We start from the raw sequence: 15,110 nt of genomic DNA, 5'->3' as shown, positions 1-15,110 counted from the left end.
GAATGTCGTTCACTTGTTTACTGCAGTCTATACTGGAATAAAACCAATATCTGGCAATTGATATGATCAAAAAAGTCGTCATTTTAGGTGGTGGTACCGCAGGGTGGATGGCAGCCAATATGCTGGCAAAACGCTGGGCAAACCGGGGGATTGATATCGCCTTACTGGAATCGACCGATATTGGTATTGTTGGTGTGGGTGAAGGTTCAACGCCGCAGCTCAAATCTTTTTTTGATTACATGGGCATCGCTGAGCAGGAATGGATGCCTGCTTGTAACGCTACCTACAAAACCGGTATCCGGTTTTGTAACTGGTCTACCAAGGCTGGGTTCGATAATTATTTTCACCCCTTTCCTACGCAGCCAGATGATTATTCTGCACCGGCATTTTTTTATAATGCATTTGTACGTCGCAGAGGTGCCGATGTTTACGCGCATCCGGACAAATTTTTTCTGGCAACCTATCTCGCAGCCCATCATTTAGGTCCGCATCCCGATCACCGTTTTCCATTTCAGGTCGGTTACGGTTATCACTTTGATGCGTCATTGGTTGGTCAGTTTTTAAAAGAGCATGCAAAAAAATTGGGCGTCACCCATTTGGATCATCGTGTTGTGGATGTCCGGCTAAATGCACAAGGTTATATAACCCAACTGATGACAGATGATGGCCAAGCGCTGGAAGGGGATTTTTTTATCGACTGCACCGGCTTTGCAGGGTTGCTAATCCAAAAAGCATTGCAGGTACCTTTTGTCAGTTTTGCTAAAAATCTGTTTAACGATTCTGCGGTCGTTATGCCAACAGCACAGGTTGATGACTTTGCACCGCAGACAACATCTACTGCATTACAGAATGGCTGGATGTGGAATATTCCGCTCACTAACCGAGTGGGAAATGGTTATGTGTATAGCTCTGCATTCTGCTCAAAAGATGCCGCTGAAGTGGAGCTGCGTACACAGCTGAATATGTTGGATTCCGATGTGCCTGTGCGTCACCTGAAAATGAACGTAGGCCGTGTGGAGCGGCATTGGGCCAAAAATTGTTTGGCTGTGGGATTGTCGCAAGGTTTTATTGAACCATTGGAAGCAACCGCGTTACATCTGGTGCAGGAAACAATTTTAAGTTTTGCCGAGGCCTTTGAGCAGGGCAATTTTTCCGAGCAAGAACAGGGTTCATTTAACCAAAAAATTAACCAGCGTTTTGAAGCGGTACGCGATTATATTGTGTGCCATTATCGTGTGAATTCGCGCACCGATACTGACTACTGGCGAGAAAATGCCAATAACAATTATTTGTCCGATTCGCTGCGCCGGTTATTACAAGTATGGGTATCGGGAGACAATCTCACGCAAGAGATTGAGCGGCAACAGATTGGTGGTTACTATCCATCGGCATCCTGGCATTGTCTGTTAGCTGGTTATGGTGTTTTTCCCGAGCAAAAACAATTAAGTGCCGGTAATGCAATCGCCAATAAATACAAACTTGAAACCATTGAAGATTTTATTAGTCGTTGTGCGTTAAATTTCTCATCACATAAAGCACAATTGGCCGCGCTCAGAGCGCACATGTGAGTCTTGGTCATCATTTTTGCGACTAAAAATTTTCCTGCTAATAACGCGCATTTTTTAACGCTGCGAAATAAAAATATTGCATACGTATGTAATGTTGTTTTTGACTATGAATACGTATGTAACCGCTTGTTGTCATTTCTGTTAAAGCCCTAGTATTTGACTCATGCTAGGGATGACGGTTTTCTAGTGAATCCCTTTCTGCTTTTCCCGTTTTATCGTCGCTGTTGATAAATTCGGCGCAGCCTGGCTGCGCCATTTTTTATCGTGCGTTGGTTTAACGCTATCTACTTTAATAAAAATAAACGAGATCATTACTATGAAAAACACCTTAATTGGGTTGTGGAGCCTCACGCTGGCTTGCGCTATCCCGTCATCGGCATTAGCTGCCCCTACGTCGGTCACCCTGGCAGGAAGTTTACAGTCAGAGTTGGGTTGCCCGGCAGATTGGCAGCCATCTTGCGCAACGACTTTTTTAAATAAAAACGGCAATCTTTGGTCTGCGACTTTCACCGTTCCTGCGGGTAGTTGGGAATATAAAATTGCCATTGATGGTGCCTGGACGGAAAACTACGGCGCAGGTGGTGCCAAAGATGGTGCAAACATCGCGTTTGCAATTACAGAAGAAAAAGCCATTACGTTTGTCTACGACGAAGTGACTCACGAAATTAGCGACGATTCACAGGATGGTGTGGTAGCGCCAGTAGAACCGCAACCGGATTTCGTGACTATCGCGGGCGATCTGCAACAAGAATCCGGTTGCCCGGATGATTGGCAACCAGAATGTGCCAATACCCAAATGGAATTGAATGCAGCCGATAAAATCTGGCGAAAAACATTATCGGTACCTGCAGGCAGTTGGCAATTTAAAGCCGCATTAAATCAGGGCTGGTCAGAAAATTACGGCGCTAATGGCGCTGCCGGCGGAAGCAATATCAATCTCTCACTGTCTGCACCGCAACCGGTAACCTTTTATTACAGCCACAAAACCCACTGGATTACATCCAACGCAACGTCTGTTATTGCAACTGCCGTGGGTAATTTCCAATCTTTGTTGGGCTGCCCCGGCAATTGGCAGCCGGATTGCTTGCGCACCTGGTTGCAAGATGTAGACGGTAACGGGCTGTATACCTTCAGTACCACTGCATTGCCTGTGGGAACCTATGAAGCCAAAGTGGCGATCAATGAAAAGTGGGATGAAAGCTACGGTGATAATGGCAATAACATCAGCTTCCGTGTTGATGCGCCTAATCAAAAAGTTGTTTTCACCTTTGATGCGGCCAATAAAAAAGTGTACATCGGCGATGAAGTGGTTGCCGGTGATTTAAAAACCGCTAAAGCGCATTGGTTAACGCGCGACACTATTGCAGTTAATCTTCCTGCTGAGCAATTAACCGGCGCAACAGCACATTTACATTTCTCCAGCGATGCTAGCCTGTCTACCAGCCCTGCTGGTGTGAGTGGTGGCGATGCTATTGCGTTGACCTATGATGCTACTGGTCTAAGTGATGCATTAAAAAATAAATACCCGCATTTAAAAAATCTTGCCGTGTTCAAAGTTGCTGCAGCTGATCTTGCTCGCGCGGGCGATATCCTCAAGCAGCAAACCGCTATCTCCGTGAATGCAGCCAATGGTAATTTGTTGGAAGCGACTGCACTGCAATTAGCAGGCGTGCTCGATGATGTATTTGCCTATAACGGCAATTTGGGTGTGATTTATTCGGGTGCAGTTCCCAGCGTAAAACTATGGGCTCCTACCGCACAAAAAGTGACGCTGCATGTATTTGATGATGCCAATCCGCAATCAACCGCTACGCCTTATGCCATGCAATTGGATGCAGCATCCGGCGTATGGACTGCTGAGGGCAATGCCAATTGGAATCGCAAATATTATTTGTATGAAGTGGAAGTATTTGTTCGCCATACTGGAAAAGTTGAAAAAAATTGGACAACTGATCCTTACAGCTTGAATACCTCTATTAATGGCAAACGCAGTCAATTTATTAATCTCGCCGATGCGGATTTAAAACCGGCAGGCTGGGATAGTTTGGCAAAACCGGTATTTAAATCGCCTGAAGACATGGTGATTTATGAATTGCATGTGCGCGATTTCAGTATTCAAGATGAAACCGTACCAGCAGCAGAGCGCGGGACTTTTGCGGCGTTTACGAAAACCAACTCCAACGGTATGAAGCATTTAAAACGTTTGGCGGATGCGGGATTAAGCCACGTGCATTTATTGCCAGCCTTTGACTGCGCCACCATCAATGAAAATAAATCCGAGCAAAAAACACTGACGGATAATCTCGCCAGTTTTGCGCCCGACAGCGAAATGCAGCAAGCGGCGGTAGAAGCAATTCGCGGGCAGGATGGCTTTAACTGGTGTTATGACCCTCACCATTACACCGTTCCCGATGGTGGTTATGCCACAGATCCTGACGGCGTTGTGCGTATCCGTGAATTCCGCTCAATGGTTGCGGCTCTGAATAAAGCGGGTTTGCGCGTGATTATGGACGTGGTTTACAACCACACCAGCGGTGCATTGCTGAGTGATACGTCGGTGCTGGACAAAGTGGTTCCAGGTTATTACCACCGTTTAAATGCGCAGGGCGATATTGAAAGAAGTACCTGCTGTGAAAATACCGCCAGTGAAAATGTGATGATGGAAAAGCTGATGCGCGATTCAATCCGCACTTGGGCTACGGCTTACAAAGTCGATGGCTTCCGCTATGACATTATGGGGCATCACACCAAAGACAATATCGTCAGTATTAAAAATGACATTCAATCACTGACTGTTAATGCGGATGGTGTTGATGGAAAATCAATTTATTTTTATGGCGAGGGTTGGAATTTTGGTGAAGTACAAAACGATGCCCGTTTTGTACAGGCTCGCATCGGCAATATGAGTGGCACCGGCGTAGGCACCTTTAATAATTTTATTCGCGATGCCGTGCGCGGTGGTGGGCCATTTGATTCCGGTATTGCGCATATCCAAAACCAAAGTTTTATCAACGGTTTGTATCTGGACCCTAACGCCGAAAACTCGGCAAGCGCTGCTGCCAAAGAAAATTTACTCAAGCAAACCGATATGCTGAAAGCAACACTCGCCGGAAGTTTGAAAGAATTTTCGTTGGTGGATTACACCGGTAAAACCCAAAAAGCATCGGCAATTGACGGCGCTGGTTATACGCTGGATCCGCAAGAAACCATTAACTATATCGAAGCACATGACAACGAAACCCTGTTCGATATGATCCAATACAAAGCGCCATTGGCAACCAGCATGGCCGACCGTGTGCGTATGCAACATCTTGGCAACGCGCTTGTATTGTTTGCCCAGGGCGTTCCGTTTTTGCATGCCGGGCAGGAAATGCTGCGTTCCAAATCGACTGACCGCAACAGCTATGATGCAGGCGATTGGTTTAACTTGCTGGATTTCACCTATCAGCAAAATGGATGGGGGCGTGGTTTGCCACTGAAAGGCGACAACCAGCAAAACTGGAATGAGTCACGTTTATTATTGGCGAATCCGGCATTGAAGCCTGCTCCGGCAGATATCAGCACCGCGCTGGAGCGCACATTGGAATTATTGGCTATCCGCAAAAGTTCAAAACTGTTCCGCTTGGAAACGTCAGCGCAAATTCAGGAGCAAGTAAAGTTTTATAACAATGGTGCTAATCAAGTTCCCGGTGTAATCGCTATGTTGTTGAGCGATAGCAAGGCGAATCTTGACCCTGATGCGGAAATGATTCTGGTGTTGTTTAACGCAAATGTCACGGCCAAAACCTTGACCTTGAGTGAGTTGAAAAAATCCGATTTCGCTCTGCATCCGGTGCAAAAGAAGTCGAAAGATAAACGACTGAACGATGTCAAAATCAATCCTGCCAAAGGTGAATTCACCGTGCCAGCAAGGTCGGTTGTTGTATTGGTCTCAAAAAAAAAGTCACTAGGAGATGATGCCCCCGCAACTCCTGAGACTCCGGGCAAACCGGGCGGGGGTAGTCTGGATGCATGGTTGTGCAGCATGCTGGTTTTGCTGATGCTTCCCTGCAGCCGGAGATTTACAAACAATTAATCGGCTTCAGGCTCCAGAGTGGATTGCTGAATTTATAGCGGAATCCACAGCTGAACCGATAATCTTCTGGTGTGAATAACACTTCTTTAAAAAGCGCAGCTAGTCTGCGCTTTTTTTATGCTTACGCAGTTTGGGTTTTGAGCCGCTATACTCTCATCGTTTAATCAACGGGGATTGTGTTGTTGCAATCCACAATAAGCGGATTCTCTAAAGGACTCTAATGTGCGTATCAATCGCTTCTGGTTATTAACAGTTTCTGGTGTTATTGGCAGTTGTCTGTCTTTGTCGGCGCAGGTATTTGCCCATGCCGAGCACGATAAAGCCCGTTATGTGGCAGAAACAGGAAAGGATGAAGGGCGCTGCGACCAAATTGCATCCCCCTGCAAAACCATCGCATATGCAGCCAGGCAAGCGGGCAAAGGCGACCGCATTTTAGTGGCGGAAGGCCGTTATGAAATTACCGATATGGATTCGGTTTTTTATCTCAGCTCTACCGTTGTACCGGTTTTCGGTGGTTATCAGCAAAAAACATTTCAAAAAACAGCACCGCAAACGGACGCGACTAATAAATCGATATTGATTGGTGTGCCTGCGCAATTTGCACAGGGGTTGGCGGAAAAAGGTTTTACCGTTATCACTGATACCAAAGGCTTGAATCGCGAGCAGCAACAATACCTGCAAGCAAAACAATCGCAATTAAGCGCAATGGCAGAAGCGCAAACGGCTGTGCCTTGTGTGAACGGAAAAGCGGGTGAGTTTAGTTGCACTAATCTTGATTTGCTTGCGCATGTGCCGTTATCAAGTTTGGGTAATAGCGGCTCCAATGGCAATGATATTTGGGGCCACTACGATCTTAACGACGGGCGCGAATATGCATTAGTAGGGCTCACTAACGGCGTGAGCGTTGTGGAAGTTAGCGACCCGGTGAATCCGCGCGTAATGAGCTTTATTGCAAGCCAAAATACTGTCTGGCGCGATATCAAAACCTATCAGTTTTACGATAACAGCTTACGCCGTTGGATGAGTTACGCTTATGTCACTGCCGATGCCGCGAGCGTCGGCACTATGATCCTGGATTTAAACCAGTTGCCACAAACGGTTGTTGTGGCATCCAGTGAAAAAACCGATACCAGTGCGCACAATATTTATATCAGCAATGTGGATTATTCCACCGGTGTAGCGCTGACAGGAAAGACGGCGTATATGCATGTGGCCGGTAGCGATAAACAAGGCGGTGCATTTAATTCTTACTCGCTGGCTGATCCGCTAAAACCCGCAGCGATTTATAAAAATAATGCAACTGCACCGCGTGTTTGGTACAGCCATGATGTGTCATCGCTGTGGATTACCGATGAACGTCGCGCGCAATGCGTAGACACAAATAATAATTGTGATGTGATGCTGGATTACAACGAAGATGAAATTTATCTGTGGGATAAAACCAATAGCGCAGCCCCGACAAATTTATCGCGCACGTTATATCCCTATATTTCTTATGTGCACTCCGGTTGGTGGACGGAAGATAAACGTTTTATTTCTGTTCACGATGAACTGGATGAAATCAATTATTCGCTGAATACGCGTGTGCGCTTTTTTTCTATCAACAATTTGCGCGCACCGGAATTAGTGGGTGAATATATTGGCCCGACGCCAGCGATTGATCACAACGGTTATACGCGCGGCAACCGTTACTATATTTCCAATTACGAGCGTGGTTTGGTGGTGTTGGATATTACTGATCCACGCAACCCCAAAGAAGTCGGTTTTTTCGATACCTATCCGCTCACTAATTCGGCCGCTTTCAATGGTGCATGGGGAACCTATCCGTTTTTACCCAGCGGCAATATTTTGGTAAACGATATTAACAGCGGGTTATATGTGATTCGCGATAACACAGCAAGCGCGGAAGGCAATGCAGCATTTTCTGTTTCGCATATCAATGCAAAAGAAGGTGAAAGCATTCAAATAGCCATTCATCGAACCGGCGGCAGTAAAGGCAGAGTAGAAGTCTTTTATGAAACGCAAACCGGTAATGCCGATCAGAATGATTTCACCACAGTTAATGGCAGCGTTGAATGGCAGGATGGTGATGCGAGTGAAAAATTAATTTCCATTCCCATCACCGCCGACGGCGAAGGCAACGAATATTCAGAGCGCTTTTTTTTGCGCTTGTATAATCCCCGCAATGGCCTTTCACTGGCATCGCCCAATATGATGCAAATAGTAATTGCAGATAAACCCGATGAGCCAGTAACAGGCTCGTCATCTGCAGCATCATCAGCCAATAATACGTCGGCCAACAATTCAGTGGCAGCAAGTGCACCTGCATCCGCAGCTAAATCCGGCGGTGGAGGTGGTTCGTTATCGTTTTATGTTTTGGCGCTGCTGTTGTGTTTGGCGCATGTGAATCCCAAAAGGTGTGTGAATGGCAATCGAAATCGAACGTAAATTTTTAGTTATTGGCGATGCTTGGCGCAGTGCGCCTGCGGTGTTTTATTCGCAGGGATATTTAAACCGCGACAAAGCGCGCACGGTGCGTGTGCGTATTGCGGGGGATGAGGCGTTTCTGACGATCAAGGGGCAATCGGTGGGGATGAGCCGTGCGGAGTTTGAATACCCGATTCCGGTATGGGATGCGCGAGACTTATTGACCTTGTGCGAGCAACCCTTAATTGAAAAGTATCGCCGCAAAATCCTTCATGCAGGGTTTGTGTGGGAGGTGGATGAATTTGTGGGCGATAACGCAGGCTTGGTAGTCGCAGAAATTGAATTGCCAGCGGAGGATTGCGTGTTTGATAAGCCTGAGTGGGTTGGGGAGGAGGTGACCAACGATGCACGCTATTTCAACTCCAACTTATCGCGCTTGCCGTTCAACCAGTGGCATAAATAGCTATTTTCTATTGATTGTATCGAATCTATTTTCTTTGATAATGATTATTGCTTGCCTATGATGAATCCATGGGCTGATAAGTCATCAGCTGCCGACATTAACACCGGATTATTGAGGATTTCATCATGGCCAAGACAGCAACCTTCGCCGTAGTGCATTTCAGCGTGGCCTTCACTGTGGGCTACGCCTTAACCGGAAGTATCGTGGTAGGTGGTGCGCTGGCGTTGATTGAGCCCGCCATCAACACCGTTGCTTTCTACTTCCACGAATTGGGTTGGAAGAAATACGAAGAAAACAAAGAGGCGATTCAGGAGGCCTTGGCAAACAGTGTCTAGCGGCTTTTTTGCCGCAAGCAACGACACTCATCAGGCAACACCAATCAAGCTACGACACCAATCAATAGCCAGACAACAAGACAGACTGACAATAAAAAACGGCCTGCTGGGTTACCGGCAGGCCGTTCTTAATTGGGCATGAACAAATCAGTTGGAGAGATCGTTGTTTTCGTTGGCTTGTTCGCGCTCTTCACTGCGTTTTTTCACCATCCGCCCAAAAAACAAACCGGCTTCAAATAGCATCCACATCGGAATGGCCAGCATAGTTTGGGAAAATACATCCGGTGGTGTGAGCAGCATGCCTACGACAAAACATCCGACGACGATATAGCGGCGCTTCTCGGCCAAACCTTCAGGTGTAACCACGCCGGCGTGGATCAGCAGCACTGTCGCGACTGGAATCTCAAATGCAAAGCCGAAAGCAAAGAACATATGCAGCACCAGATCGAGATACTTGGTGATGTCGGTCATTGTGCTTACGCCTTGCAGTTCAATCCCCATGGTGAAATTGAACAACATCGGCAAGACCAGAAAGTAGGCGAATGCCATGCCGGTAAAGAACAGCATCACGCTTGAGAACAGCAGCGGCGCGGCTAATTGTTTTTCGTGCTTGTAAAGGCCGGGGGCGATGAAGGCCCATATCTGGTAGAGGATAAAGGGCACGGCAATGAAAAGTGATAGATAAAACGTGAGTTTTAACGGCGTTAAAAACGGCGATATCACATCGGTTGCAATCATGTGCGTGCCTGCAGGCAGTACCGCTTGCAAGGGCGCAGAGATGATCGCGTAGATGTCTGTTGCAAACGGAAACAGGCAGGCAAATACCGCGAGTAAAAAATAAATGATATGCAGCAGGCGCGTGCGCAGCTCGATCAGATGCTGCACCAGCGGTTGTTCTTTATCGGATGATGGGTTCATGCGTACTTAATTGCCCGTACCGGATTTGGACGTGGTGGTCGAGGTTTCTGTAGCAGATGGTGCTGGCACAGGTTTTACCTCGTCGATGTGCGCGTGATCGGGTAATTCCTCTGGCGGGCCGTATTGCTGCGCGCGCGCGGGTGTTTGCTCTGCCGGATTGATGCTAGCTGCCTGTTCTGCCTCACGCATACTCTGTTCAAGTTGCAAACGGGTAGCCTCCAGATTTTGCATGATTTCTTCGTTGTGCAGTTGGCGGCGGATATCGTCCGCGCCTATCTGCCGTTCGATTTCTTCACGGGTATCGCGCAGGCTGCGCTTCAGTCGGCCGATCCACAGACCCACTGTGCGCACGGTACCCGGTAGTTGCTCGGGGCCGATAACCACCAGAGCAACAATCAGGCAAACCAGCAGCTCGGTAAAACCAATATCAAACACGTGTTAAACCTTGGTGTTGTTCTGGTCAACTTTGTCGCCAGCAGCGGTGGCGCTAGTGGTCTTTTGATCAAGACTTTTGGGATCCATTTTTTGCGCAGGATCTTCTTCGTCTTTTTTGGCTTCATCGTTGTTCATCGAGCTTTTGAAGCCTTTGATCATGCTGCCCAAATCACTGCCCAAACTGCGCAGGCGTTTGGTGCCAAACAACATCACGACAATTGCCAGAATAATCAGGAGTTGCCAAATACTGATACCGCTAATACCCATGATAAATACCCTCAAAACATACGGTGTTGGTTACTGTGGAGTGCGTGACGCTTTTTCGTCGTGGCCCGACACATCAAAGCGGCGCGCTAGTTCATTTAATACAGCATCGGCATTGGTGCCGAGGTGCGACAACATCACCAGACTATGGAACCACAAATCTGCAGTTTCATAGATCAGGTCAGTATTATCGCCACTGGCTTGAGCATCCTTCGCGGCCAAAATTGTTTCAGTGCATTCCTCGCCGACTTTTTCCAAAATTTTATTCAGCCCTTTTTGATGCAGGCTGGCAACGTAGGAAGTTTCAGCGGCAGCATTGTTTTTGCGCGCTTCGAGGATGACCGTCAGTTGCTGGAGAATATCGTTGCTCATGTACAGCTCTTGGTTGGGATAGGTTGCGAATAAATAAGTTTGATGAAGACTACTGCGAGTAAATCGTCGCCGGATCTTTCAATACGGGCTCAACTGTTTGCCATTCACCGTCTTTGAGTACGCGATAAAAGCAAGATTCCCGACCAGTATGGCAGGCAATGCCCCCCAGTTGTTCGACTTGCAAGACAATCACGTCTTCATCGCAATCCAGACGGATCTCGTGCAATTTCTGGATGTGGCCCGAGGTTTCGCCCTTGTGCCAAAGCTGGTTGCGTGAGCGCGACCAGTAAACGGCTTCGCCACGTTCGGCAGATAGTTGCAGTGACTCGCGGTTCATCCAGGCCATCATCAAGATACGGCCGGATTTAGCATCCTGGGCAATAGCGGGAACCAAACCATCGCTGTTCCAGTTAACGGTGTCTAACCAATTACTCATAGTTTACTCGGTAGAATCTCATGCCAGATTTTGCGCACGCAATGCTTTCATCAGGTTAGCGCGCAAATGTTGCAAATTGACGGTGCCGATAATGGCACTGGTGACTCCTGCATGTGCGTAGGCAAAATCAAATGCGCCCTGGATAGGGTCTGGTTCGGGGGCATTGGCACCATGGAAGGCCTGCGCCGCGCCCTGAACGGGGGATGCATCATGGCAGATATGGCCGCTGGCGAGAACCTTTTTTAGTAAAACAGCAGTGTCATGTTGCGCAGATTTTGCGATAACTGGCTCTTCTGCCAAGTGCCCGGGATTGTAGGTGAGCATCACCGCATCACACAGCTCCGCAGCTAACATGCCGCCCTTCAGGGTTTTGCTGGAGATACCAAACGCGCGGATCCAGCCTTCCTGCTTGAGCTGCTGCAGAGTGTGGATAACCGGTGTTTGGGTGAGTATTTCCATGTCCTTGCCATCGGAGTGGATCAGTACCAGATCCAGGTAATCCGTGCGCAGACGGCGCATGGAGCGCTCCACACTCAAGCGCGTGTGTTTGGCGCTGTAATCGAAGTAGGATTTGCCCTCGCCGGAGAATTTATCGGCCTCGAACTCCTCGCCCACTTTGGTGGAGATCACCCAGTTTTTGCGCTCCTTGCGCAGTAGCTCGCCCAAGCGCTCCTCGCTGTAGCCATAAGCGGGGGCAGTATCTACCAGGTTCACGCCCATATCGCGCGCGCAGGCGAGCAGGTCGCGCAGGGTTTCATCGCTGGGCAGCTCAAACGGGGCGGGGTACTTCAGGCTTTGGTTGCGGCCAAATTTGACGGTGCCCAAGCCCAGGGTGCTGATCTCTATGTCGGTACGCCCGAGGCGTTTACGCGGCATCATGATTCGTCGTCCTCATCATCCGGTTCGCGAAAGCGCGATGCCAGCGCCTCCTCTGCAGTCATCGCCGGTGGAAACGCTTCATCCCATGGCGTTTTGGCTGGCTCGGCATAGGCTAAATAATCGTGCAGATTGGTCATGGGCTCATGAGTAGTTTGAGTGGCAGGTTGGATGCCTGCTGCCTGCAATCGTTCAAGCGCCTGATTGGCAAGATTAGGTGCCAGCGTCAGTTTGGTAGGCCAGCCGACCAGCACATTGGCAGCGCCTTCAGCGGCGGCGATAAACGCGTTATCCGGCCGCACAAAACCGGGCTGGAGCGGTTCGGCACGGTCGATCCGCAAGGTCGCCCATTCAGATGTGTCCAGATTCACCCAGGGAATCAGCTCGCGCAGCTCTGCTTGCGCCAAGGCGATGAGTTCATCGCTTGCCATTTGTGCGCCTTTCTCTGCAAGGCTGCCACCCAGATACCACACATGGGTTCCATCGGGCAGGCGATGGCTGGAAATCGTCAAGCGTGGTGTCGTTTCATGCCCTAGACAGTGACCATAAAAATCAAATGGATGGTGATGTTTGACCATGACCTGCTGCAGTGGGCGCAGTTGCATGGCTGGGCTGTTGAGCCCGATTTGCTGCAGCAGCGCTGCGTTGCCTTTGCCTGCCGTAAAAATGAATTGCTGTGCGCGCAAGTGAATCGAATGGGTTGGCGTTTGGATGCGCAGGCTCACTACGCCCGCATTGTCTTTCTCCAGTTGCGCATTGTCCCAATCAATCAAAAACGCATTGCCTTCGATATTGTGGGCAAGGTTGGCGACCAGGCTGGGGGTGTCGATAACCAAGTCTTCCAAGCGATAAAGGCTGCCGCTGAAATGGTTATTGCGCAGCAGCGGCGGGCGGCGATCCGGATGAACCGGGTCGATGCGGCCGCGGGTAATTTTACTGGCGAGAAAACAGGTCAATTTGCTGCCCAGGTCATCGCCCGACCACATAAAAAAATGGTCGCTCAGGATGCGGGTATGGCGCAGGTCAACATCGCCCTCACCGCACAAGCACGCACGCCAGTGACGGGGCATATCGGCAATCGCTTCCGATGCTCCGGTCAGTGCGCCTGCCAGGGTATATTTCATACCGCCGTGGATCATGCCTTGTGAGGCGAGCGTTTGGTCGCTGCCCAAGGCCTTGGATTCCAATACAGCCACACTGAAACCTGCCGCTTTGGCGCGATTGGCGAGCCAAAGACCGGCTACGCCGCCGCCGATAATGGCGAGATCAAGGTTTACAGTGAGTGTTGCCTGAGTCATTGGTAATAATTGATCCGTATCAGCCGCTATAACGATAACGGCAAGTAAACACAAAAGCGGCGCAGTATAAGCGTTTCGCGCATGAATTACCCTTGCGGTGGCAGCGGGTTCTACTGCTAATATGCGTAAAATTTTTTAAAGGCTTGTTCATTACAATGTCATTCACGTTGTTGTTAACCGATGTAATTTCTCCCTTGGGTAAGGCGCTGGAGCATGAGCTAGAGCGCGAACCCTTCAAACTACTTATGCCATCGGCTGCAGAGTTGGATTGGTCGAATCCCCTTGGGCTTGCTGATTACATCGATAAACATAAACCGGATTTGGTGATTAACACCTGTGGTTGGGAGGAGGCTTACCACAGTGGTGGTCAATCGCTGCTGTTATCCAGTACTGCCTTGTTGGCTGAACATTGCGGTGCGCGCAATATCCCGCTGATTCACTTCTCCAGCTACAGCGTATTTGGCGGCGATGGCAAAGGCACCCATAGCGAAAAAGACGAAGTGTCGCCGCTTAATGAAACGGGTAATGCGTTTGCGGAAGCTGAGCGGATGATTGTACAAAAGCTGGAAAAGCACATTGTGTTGCGCTTGAGTTGGGTGATTGGTGCCTATGGCGATAACTTGCTTACTCGCTTACTCAGTGCATTTTTGGCCGGGGCATCGGTCAGTGTAAACCGCCGTTTACGCGGTGCGCCTACGGCGTTATCGGATGCTGCACGTGTCGCCGTCGCGATGGCCAAGCAAATCCAGTGCGGGGCGGAAAATTGGGGTGTGATGCACTATTGCAGCAGCGATGCCTGTACCGAAGACGAATTCGCCGAAAACCTCCTTCAGCTTCTCATCCAGCAACAATTACTCACCGCCGAACCCAGTCTCACGCTCGAAGACAGCGAACCCATCGATGAACCACTCAGCGCCATTCTCGGCTGCCGCCGCGCGCGCGATTACTTTGGAATCCAGTCGCGCTCCTGGCGCCCGAGTTTATTGCCGCTGGTGAAGCAGTGGTTGCATAACCGCGAGCAGATTAAAGCGGCGAAGTAGGTTTTTACTCAGTAGTGATAGCGCAATTGCGCTATCAGCAATCCGCTTTCACTGACTTTATAAATTAATCGATGCTCGTCGTTGATGCGGCGCGACCAATAGCTTGCCAGCGCGTGTTTGAGTGGTTCAGGTTTGCCAATTCCGGAGAAAGGTTGACGTTGAATTTCCCTGATTAATGTGTTGATCCGCTCAAGTGTTTTGCTGTCACTTTTTTGCCAGAACAGATAGTCATCCCAGGCTTGCTCTGAAAAAATCAGTTTCATTACAAAAGTGTCCGTTCAGTGCCTTTTGCTTCCTCAAGTTGAGCTATTGCTGCCATTAGCCGTTGAGCGTTTTTAGGGCTTTTAAGCAAATAGGCGGTTTCTTCCATAGATTTATAATCATCTAGAGAGATCATCACCACGGATTGTTGTCCATTGCGGGTAATAATGAGTGGTTCGTGGTTCTCGCATACCTTGTCCATGGTGGTGGCAAGGTTGGCGCGCGCAGTGGTGTAGGTGATAGCGTCCATAAAGGCCTCGATAAATATGTACATGATAATGTACAGGTTGTCATGGGGGCTGTCGAGTAGAGGCTAACACCGGGGGTCATAAAAAAACCGCG

15 protein-coding genes are annotated in these 15,110 nt (G+C 49.0%); 6 read left to right on the top strand and 9 right to left on the bottom strand.

Going from position 1 to position 15,110, the window contains the following annotated elements; all coding sequences use genetic code 11:
- The first annotated feature begins 62 nt into the window (after positions 1-62).
- The 5 genes from VC28_RS12155 to VC28_RS12135 all read left to right on the top strand — a co-directional run bounded on the left by VC28_RS12155 (position 63) and on the right by VC28_RS12135 (position 8,868).
- A complete protein-coding gene (locus VC28_RS12155; RefSeq protein WP_049630884.1) occupies positions 63-1,568 on the top strand; it encodes a tryptophan halogenase family protein in 1,506 nt (501 codons plus the stop codon).
- Positions 1,569-1,884: 316 nt separating this feature from the next.
- A complete protein-coding gene (gene pulA / locus VC28_RS12150; protein WP_053094198.1) occupies positions 1,885-5,643 on the top strand; it encodes a pullulanase-type alpha-1,6-glucosidase in 3,759 nt (1,252 codons plus the stop codon).
- A gap of 222 nt (positions 5,644-5,865) precedes the next feature.
- The gene (locus tag VC28_RS12145) at positions 5,866-8,091 is read left to right on the top strand and encodes a choice-of-anchor B family protein (RefSeq protein WP_049630883.1); all 2,226 of its coding nucleotides are present in this window, start codon (positions 5,866-5,868) and stop codon (positions 8,089-8,091) included.
- Positions 8,069-8,533 carry a CYTH domain-containing protein gene (locus VC28_RS12140; RefSeq protein ID WP_049630882.1) on the top strand — a complete coding sequence of 155 codons (465 nt, stop codon included), beginning with the start codon at positions 8,069-8,071 and terminating at the stop codon, positions 8,531-8,533. Before VC28_RS12145 ends, VC28_RS12140 begins: the two co-directional genes overlap by 23 nt.
- A 125-nt stretch (positions 8,534-8,658) precedes the next feature.
- Positions 8,659-8,868: a DUF2061 domain-containing protein gene (locus VC28_RS12135; RefSeq protein ID WP_049630881.1), complete on the top strand. Its 210-nt coding sequence runs from the start codon at positions 8,659-8,661 to the stop codon at positions 8,866-8,868.
- A 147-nt stretch (positions 8,869-9,015) separates the two neighbouring features.
- On the opposite strand, the gene tatC is transcribed toward VC28_RS12135, so the two are convergent.
- Genes tatC through VC28_RS12100 form a run of 7 tightly spaced genes read right to left on the bottom strand, consistent with a single transcriptional unit; the run spans position 9,016 to position 13,467 of the window.
- Positions 9,016-9,786 carry a twin-arginine translocase subunit TatC gene (gene tatC / locus VC28_RS12130; protein WP_049630880.1) on the bottom strand — a complete coding sequence of 257 codons (771 nt, stop codon included), beginning with the start codon at positions 9,784-9,786 and terminating at the stop codon, positions 9,016-9,018.
- 6 nt (positions 9,787-9,792) lie between these two features.
- Complete coding sequence (gene tatB / locus VC28_RS12125) at positions 9,793-10,221, bottom strand: Sec-independent protein translocase protein TatB (RefSeq protein ID WP_082191522.1); 429 nt, start codon at positions 10,219-10,221, stop codon at positions 9,793-9,795.
- A gap of 3 nt (positions 10,222-10,224) precedes the next feature.
- Positions 10,225-10,488, bottom strand: a complete 264-nt coding sequence (tatA, locus tag VC28_RS12120) for a twin-arginine translocase TatA/TatE family subunit (RefSeq protein WP_049630879.1) — start codon at positions 10,486-10,488, stop codon at positions 10,225-10,227.
- Between the two features lie 30 nt (positions 10,489-10,518).
- A complete protein-coding gene (locus tag VC28_RS12115; protein WP_049630878.1) occupies positions 10,519-10,857 on the bottom strand; it encodes a phosphoribosyl-ATP diphosphatase in 339 nt (112 codons plus the stop codon).
- 49 nt (positions 10,858-10,906) lie between these two features.
- On the bottom strand, positions 10,907-11,293 hold the full coding sequence (gene hisI / locus VC28_RS12110; RefSeq protein ID WP_049630877.1) for a phosphoribosyl-AMP cyclohydrolase: 387 nt from the start codon (positions 11,291-11,293) through the stop codon (positions 10,907-10,909).
- Between the two features lie 18 nt (positions 11,294-11,311).
- Positions 11,312-12,172 (bottom strand): aldo/keto reductase, encoded by an 861-nt coding sequence (locus tag VC28_RS12105; RefSeq protein ID WP_049630876.1) that lies wholly within the window; start codon positions 12,170-12,172, stop codon positions 11,312-11,314.
- Positions 12,169-13,467 (bottom strand): FAD-dependent oxidoreductase, encoded by a 1,299-nt coding sequence (locus tag VC28_RS12100; protein WP_049630875.1) that lies wholly within the window; start codon positions 13,465-13,467, stop codon positions 12,169-12,171. The genes VC28_RS12105 and VC28_RS12100 overlap by 4 nt, the downstream gene beginning before the upstream one ends.
- A 155-nt stretch (positions 13,468-13,622) precedes the next feature.
- Between VC28_RS12100 and VC28_RS12095 the strand changes: the two genes are divergently transcribed.
- Positions 13,623-14,507, top strand: a complete 885-nt coding sequence (locus VC28_RS12095; RefSeq protein ID WP_049630874.1) for a sugar nucleotide-binding protein — start codon at positions 13,623-13,625, stop codon at positions 14,505-14,507.
- Between the two features lie 8 nt (positions 14,508-14,515).
- On the opposite strand, the gene VC28_RS12090 is transcribed toward VC28_RS12095, so the two are convergent.
- Together VC28_RS12090 and VC28_RS12085 are read right to left on the bottom strand one after the other, a co-directional pair.
- The gene (locus tag VC28_RS12090; RefSeq protein WP_049630873.1) at positions 14,516-14,770 is read right to left on the bottom strand and encodes a Txe/YoeB family addiction module toxin; all 255 of its coding nucleotides are present in this window, start codon (positions 14,768-14,770) and stop codon (positions 14,516-14,518) included.
- Positions 14,770-15,018, bottom strand: a complete 249-nt coding sequence (locus VC28_RS12085) for a type II toxin-antitoxin system Phd/YefM family antitoxin (protein WP_049630872.1) — start codon at positions 15,016-15,018, stop codon at positions 14,770-14,772. The genes VC28_RS12090 and VC28_RS12085 overlap by 1 nt, the downstream gene beginning before the upstream one ends.
- Positions 15,019-15,110: the final 92 nt, after the last annotated feature.

Source organism: Cellvibrio sp. pealriver (genome assembly GCF_001183545.1).
Lineage (GTDB): Bacteria > Pseudomonadota > Gammaproteobacteria > Pseudomonadales > Cellvibrionaceae > Cellvibrio.
Note: the sequence above shows the minus strand (reverse complement) of the source record. Positions and strands in the feature narration are given on the sequence as shown.

Excerpts from the sequence above, each read along its gene's own strand:
- VC28_RS12090 (WP_049630873.1), bottom strand. The coding sequence starts at position 14,770 with ATGAAACTGATTTTTTCAGAGCAAGCCTGGGATGACTATCTGTTCTGG.
- VC28_RS12115 (WP_049630878.1), bottom strand. The coding sequence starts at position 10,857 with ATGAGCAACGATATTCTCCAGCAACTGACGGTCATCCTCGAAGCGCGC.
- VC28_RS12155 (WP_049630884.1), top strand. The coding sequence starts at position 63 with ATGATCAAAAAAGTCGTCATTTTAGGTGGTGGTACCGCAGGGTGGATG.
- VC28_RS12105 (WP_049630876.1), bottom strand. The coding sequence starts at position 12,172 with ATGATGCCGCGTAAACGCCTCGGGCGTACCGACATAGAGATCAGCACC.
- pulA (WP_053094198.1), top strand. The coding sequence starts at position 1,885 with ATGAAAAACACCTTAATTGGGTTGTGGAGCCTCACGCTGGCTTGCGCT.
- VC28_RS12100 (WP_049630875.1), bottom strand. The coding sequence starts at position 13,467 with ATGACTCAGGCAACACTCACTGTAAACCTTGATCTCGCCATTATCGGC.
- tatA (WP_049630879.1), bottom strand. The coding sequence starts at position 10,488 with ATGGGTATTAGCGGTATCAGTATTTGGCAACTCCTGATTATTCTGGCA.
- VC28_RS12135 (WP_049630881.1), top strand. The coding sequence starts at position 8,659 with ATGGCCAAGACAGCAACCTTCGCCGTAGTGCATTTCAGCGTGGCCTTC.
- VC28_RS12085 (WP_049630872.1), bottom strand. The coding sequence starts at position 15,018 with ATGGACGCTATCACCTACACCACTGCGCGCGCCAACCTTGCCACCACC.
- VC28_RS12140 (WP_049630882.1), top strand. The coding sequence starts at position 8,069 with ATGGCAATCGAAATCGAACGTAAATTTTTAGTTATTGGCGATGCTTGG.
- hisI (WP_049630877.1), bottom strand. The coding sequence starts at position 11,293 with ATGAGTAATTGGTTAGACACCGTTAACTGGAACAGCGATGGTTTGGTT.
- VC28_RS12095 (WP_049630874.1), top strand. The coding sequence starts at position 13,623 with ATGTCATTCACGTTGTTGTTAACCGATGTAATTTCTCCCTTGGGTAAG.
- tatC (WP_049630880.1), bottom strand. The coding sequence starts at position 9,786 with ATGAACCCATCATCCGATAAAGAACAACCGCTGGTGCAGCATCTGATC.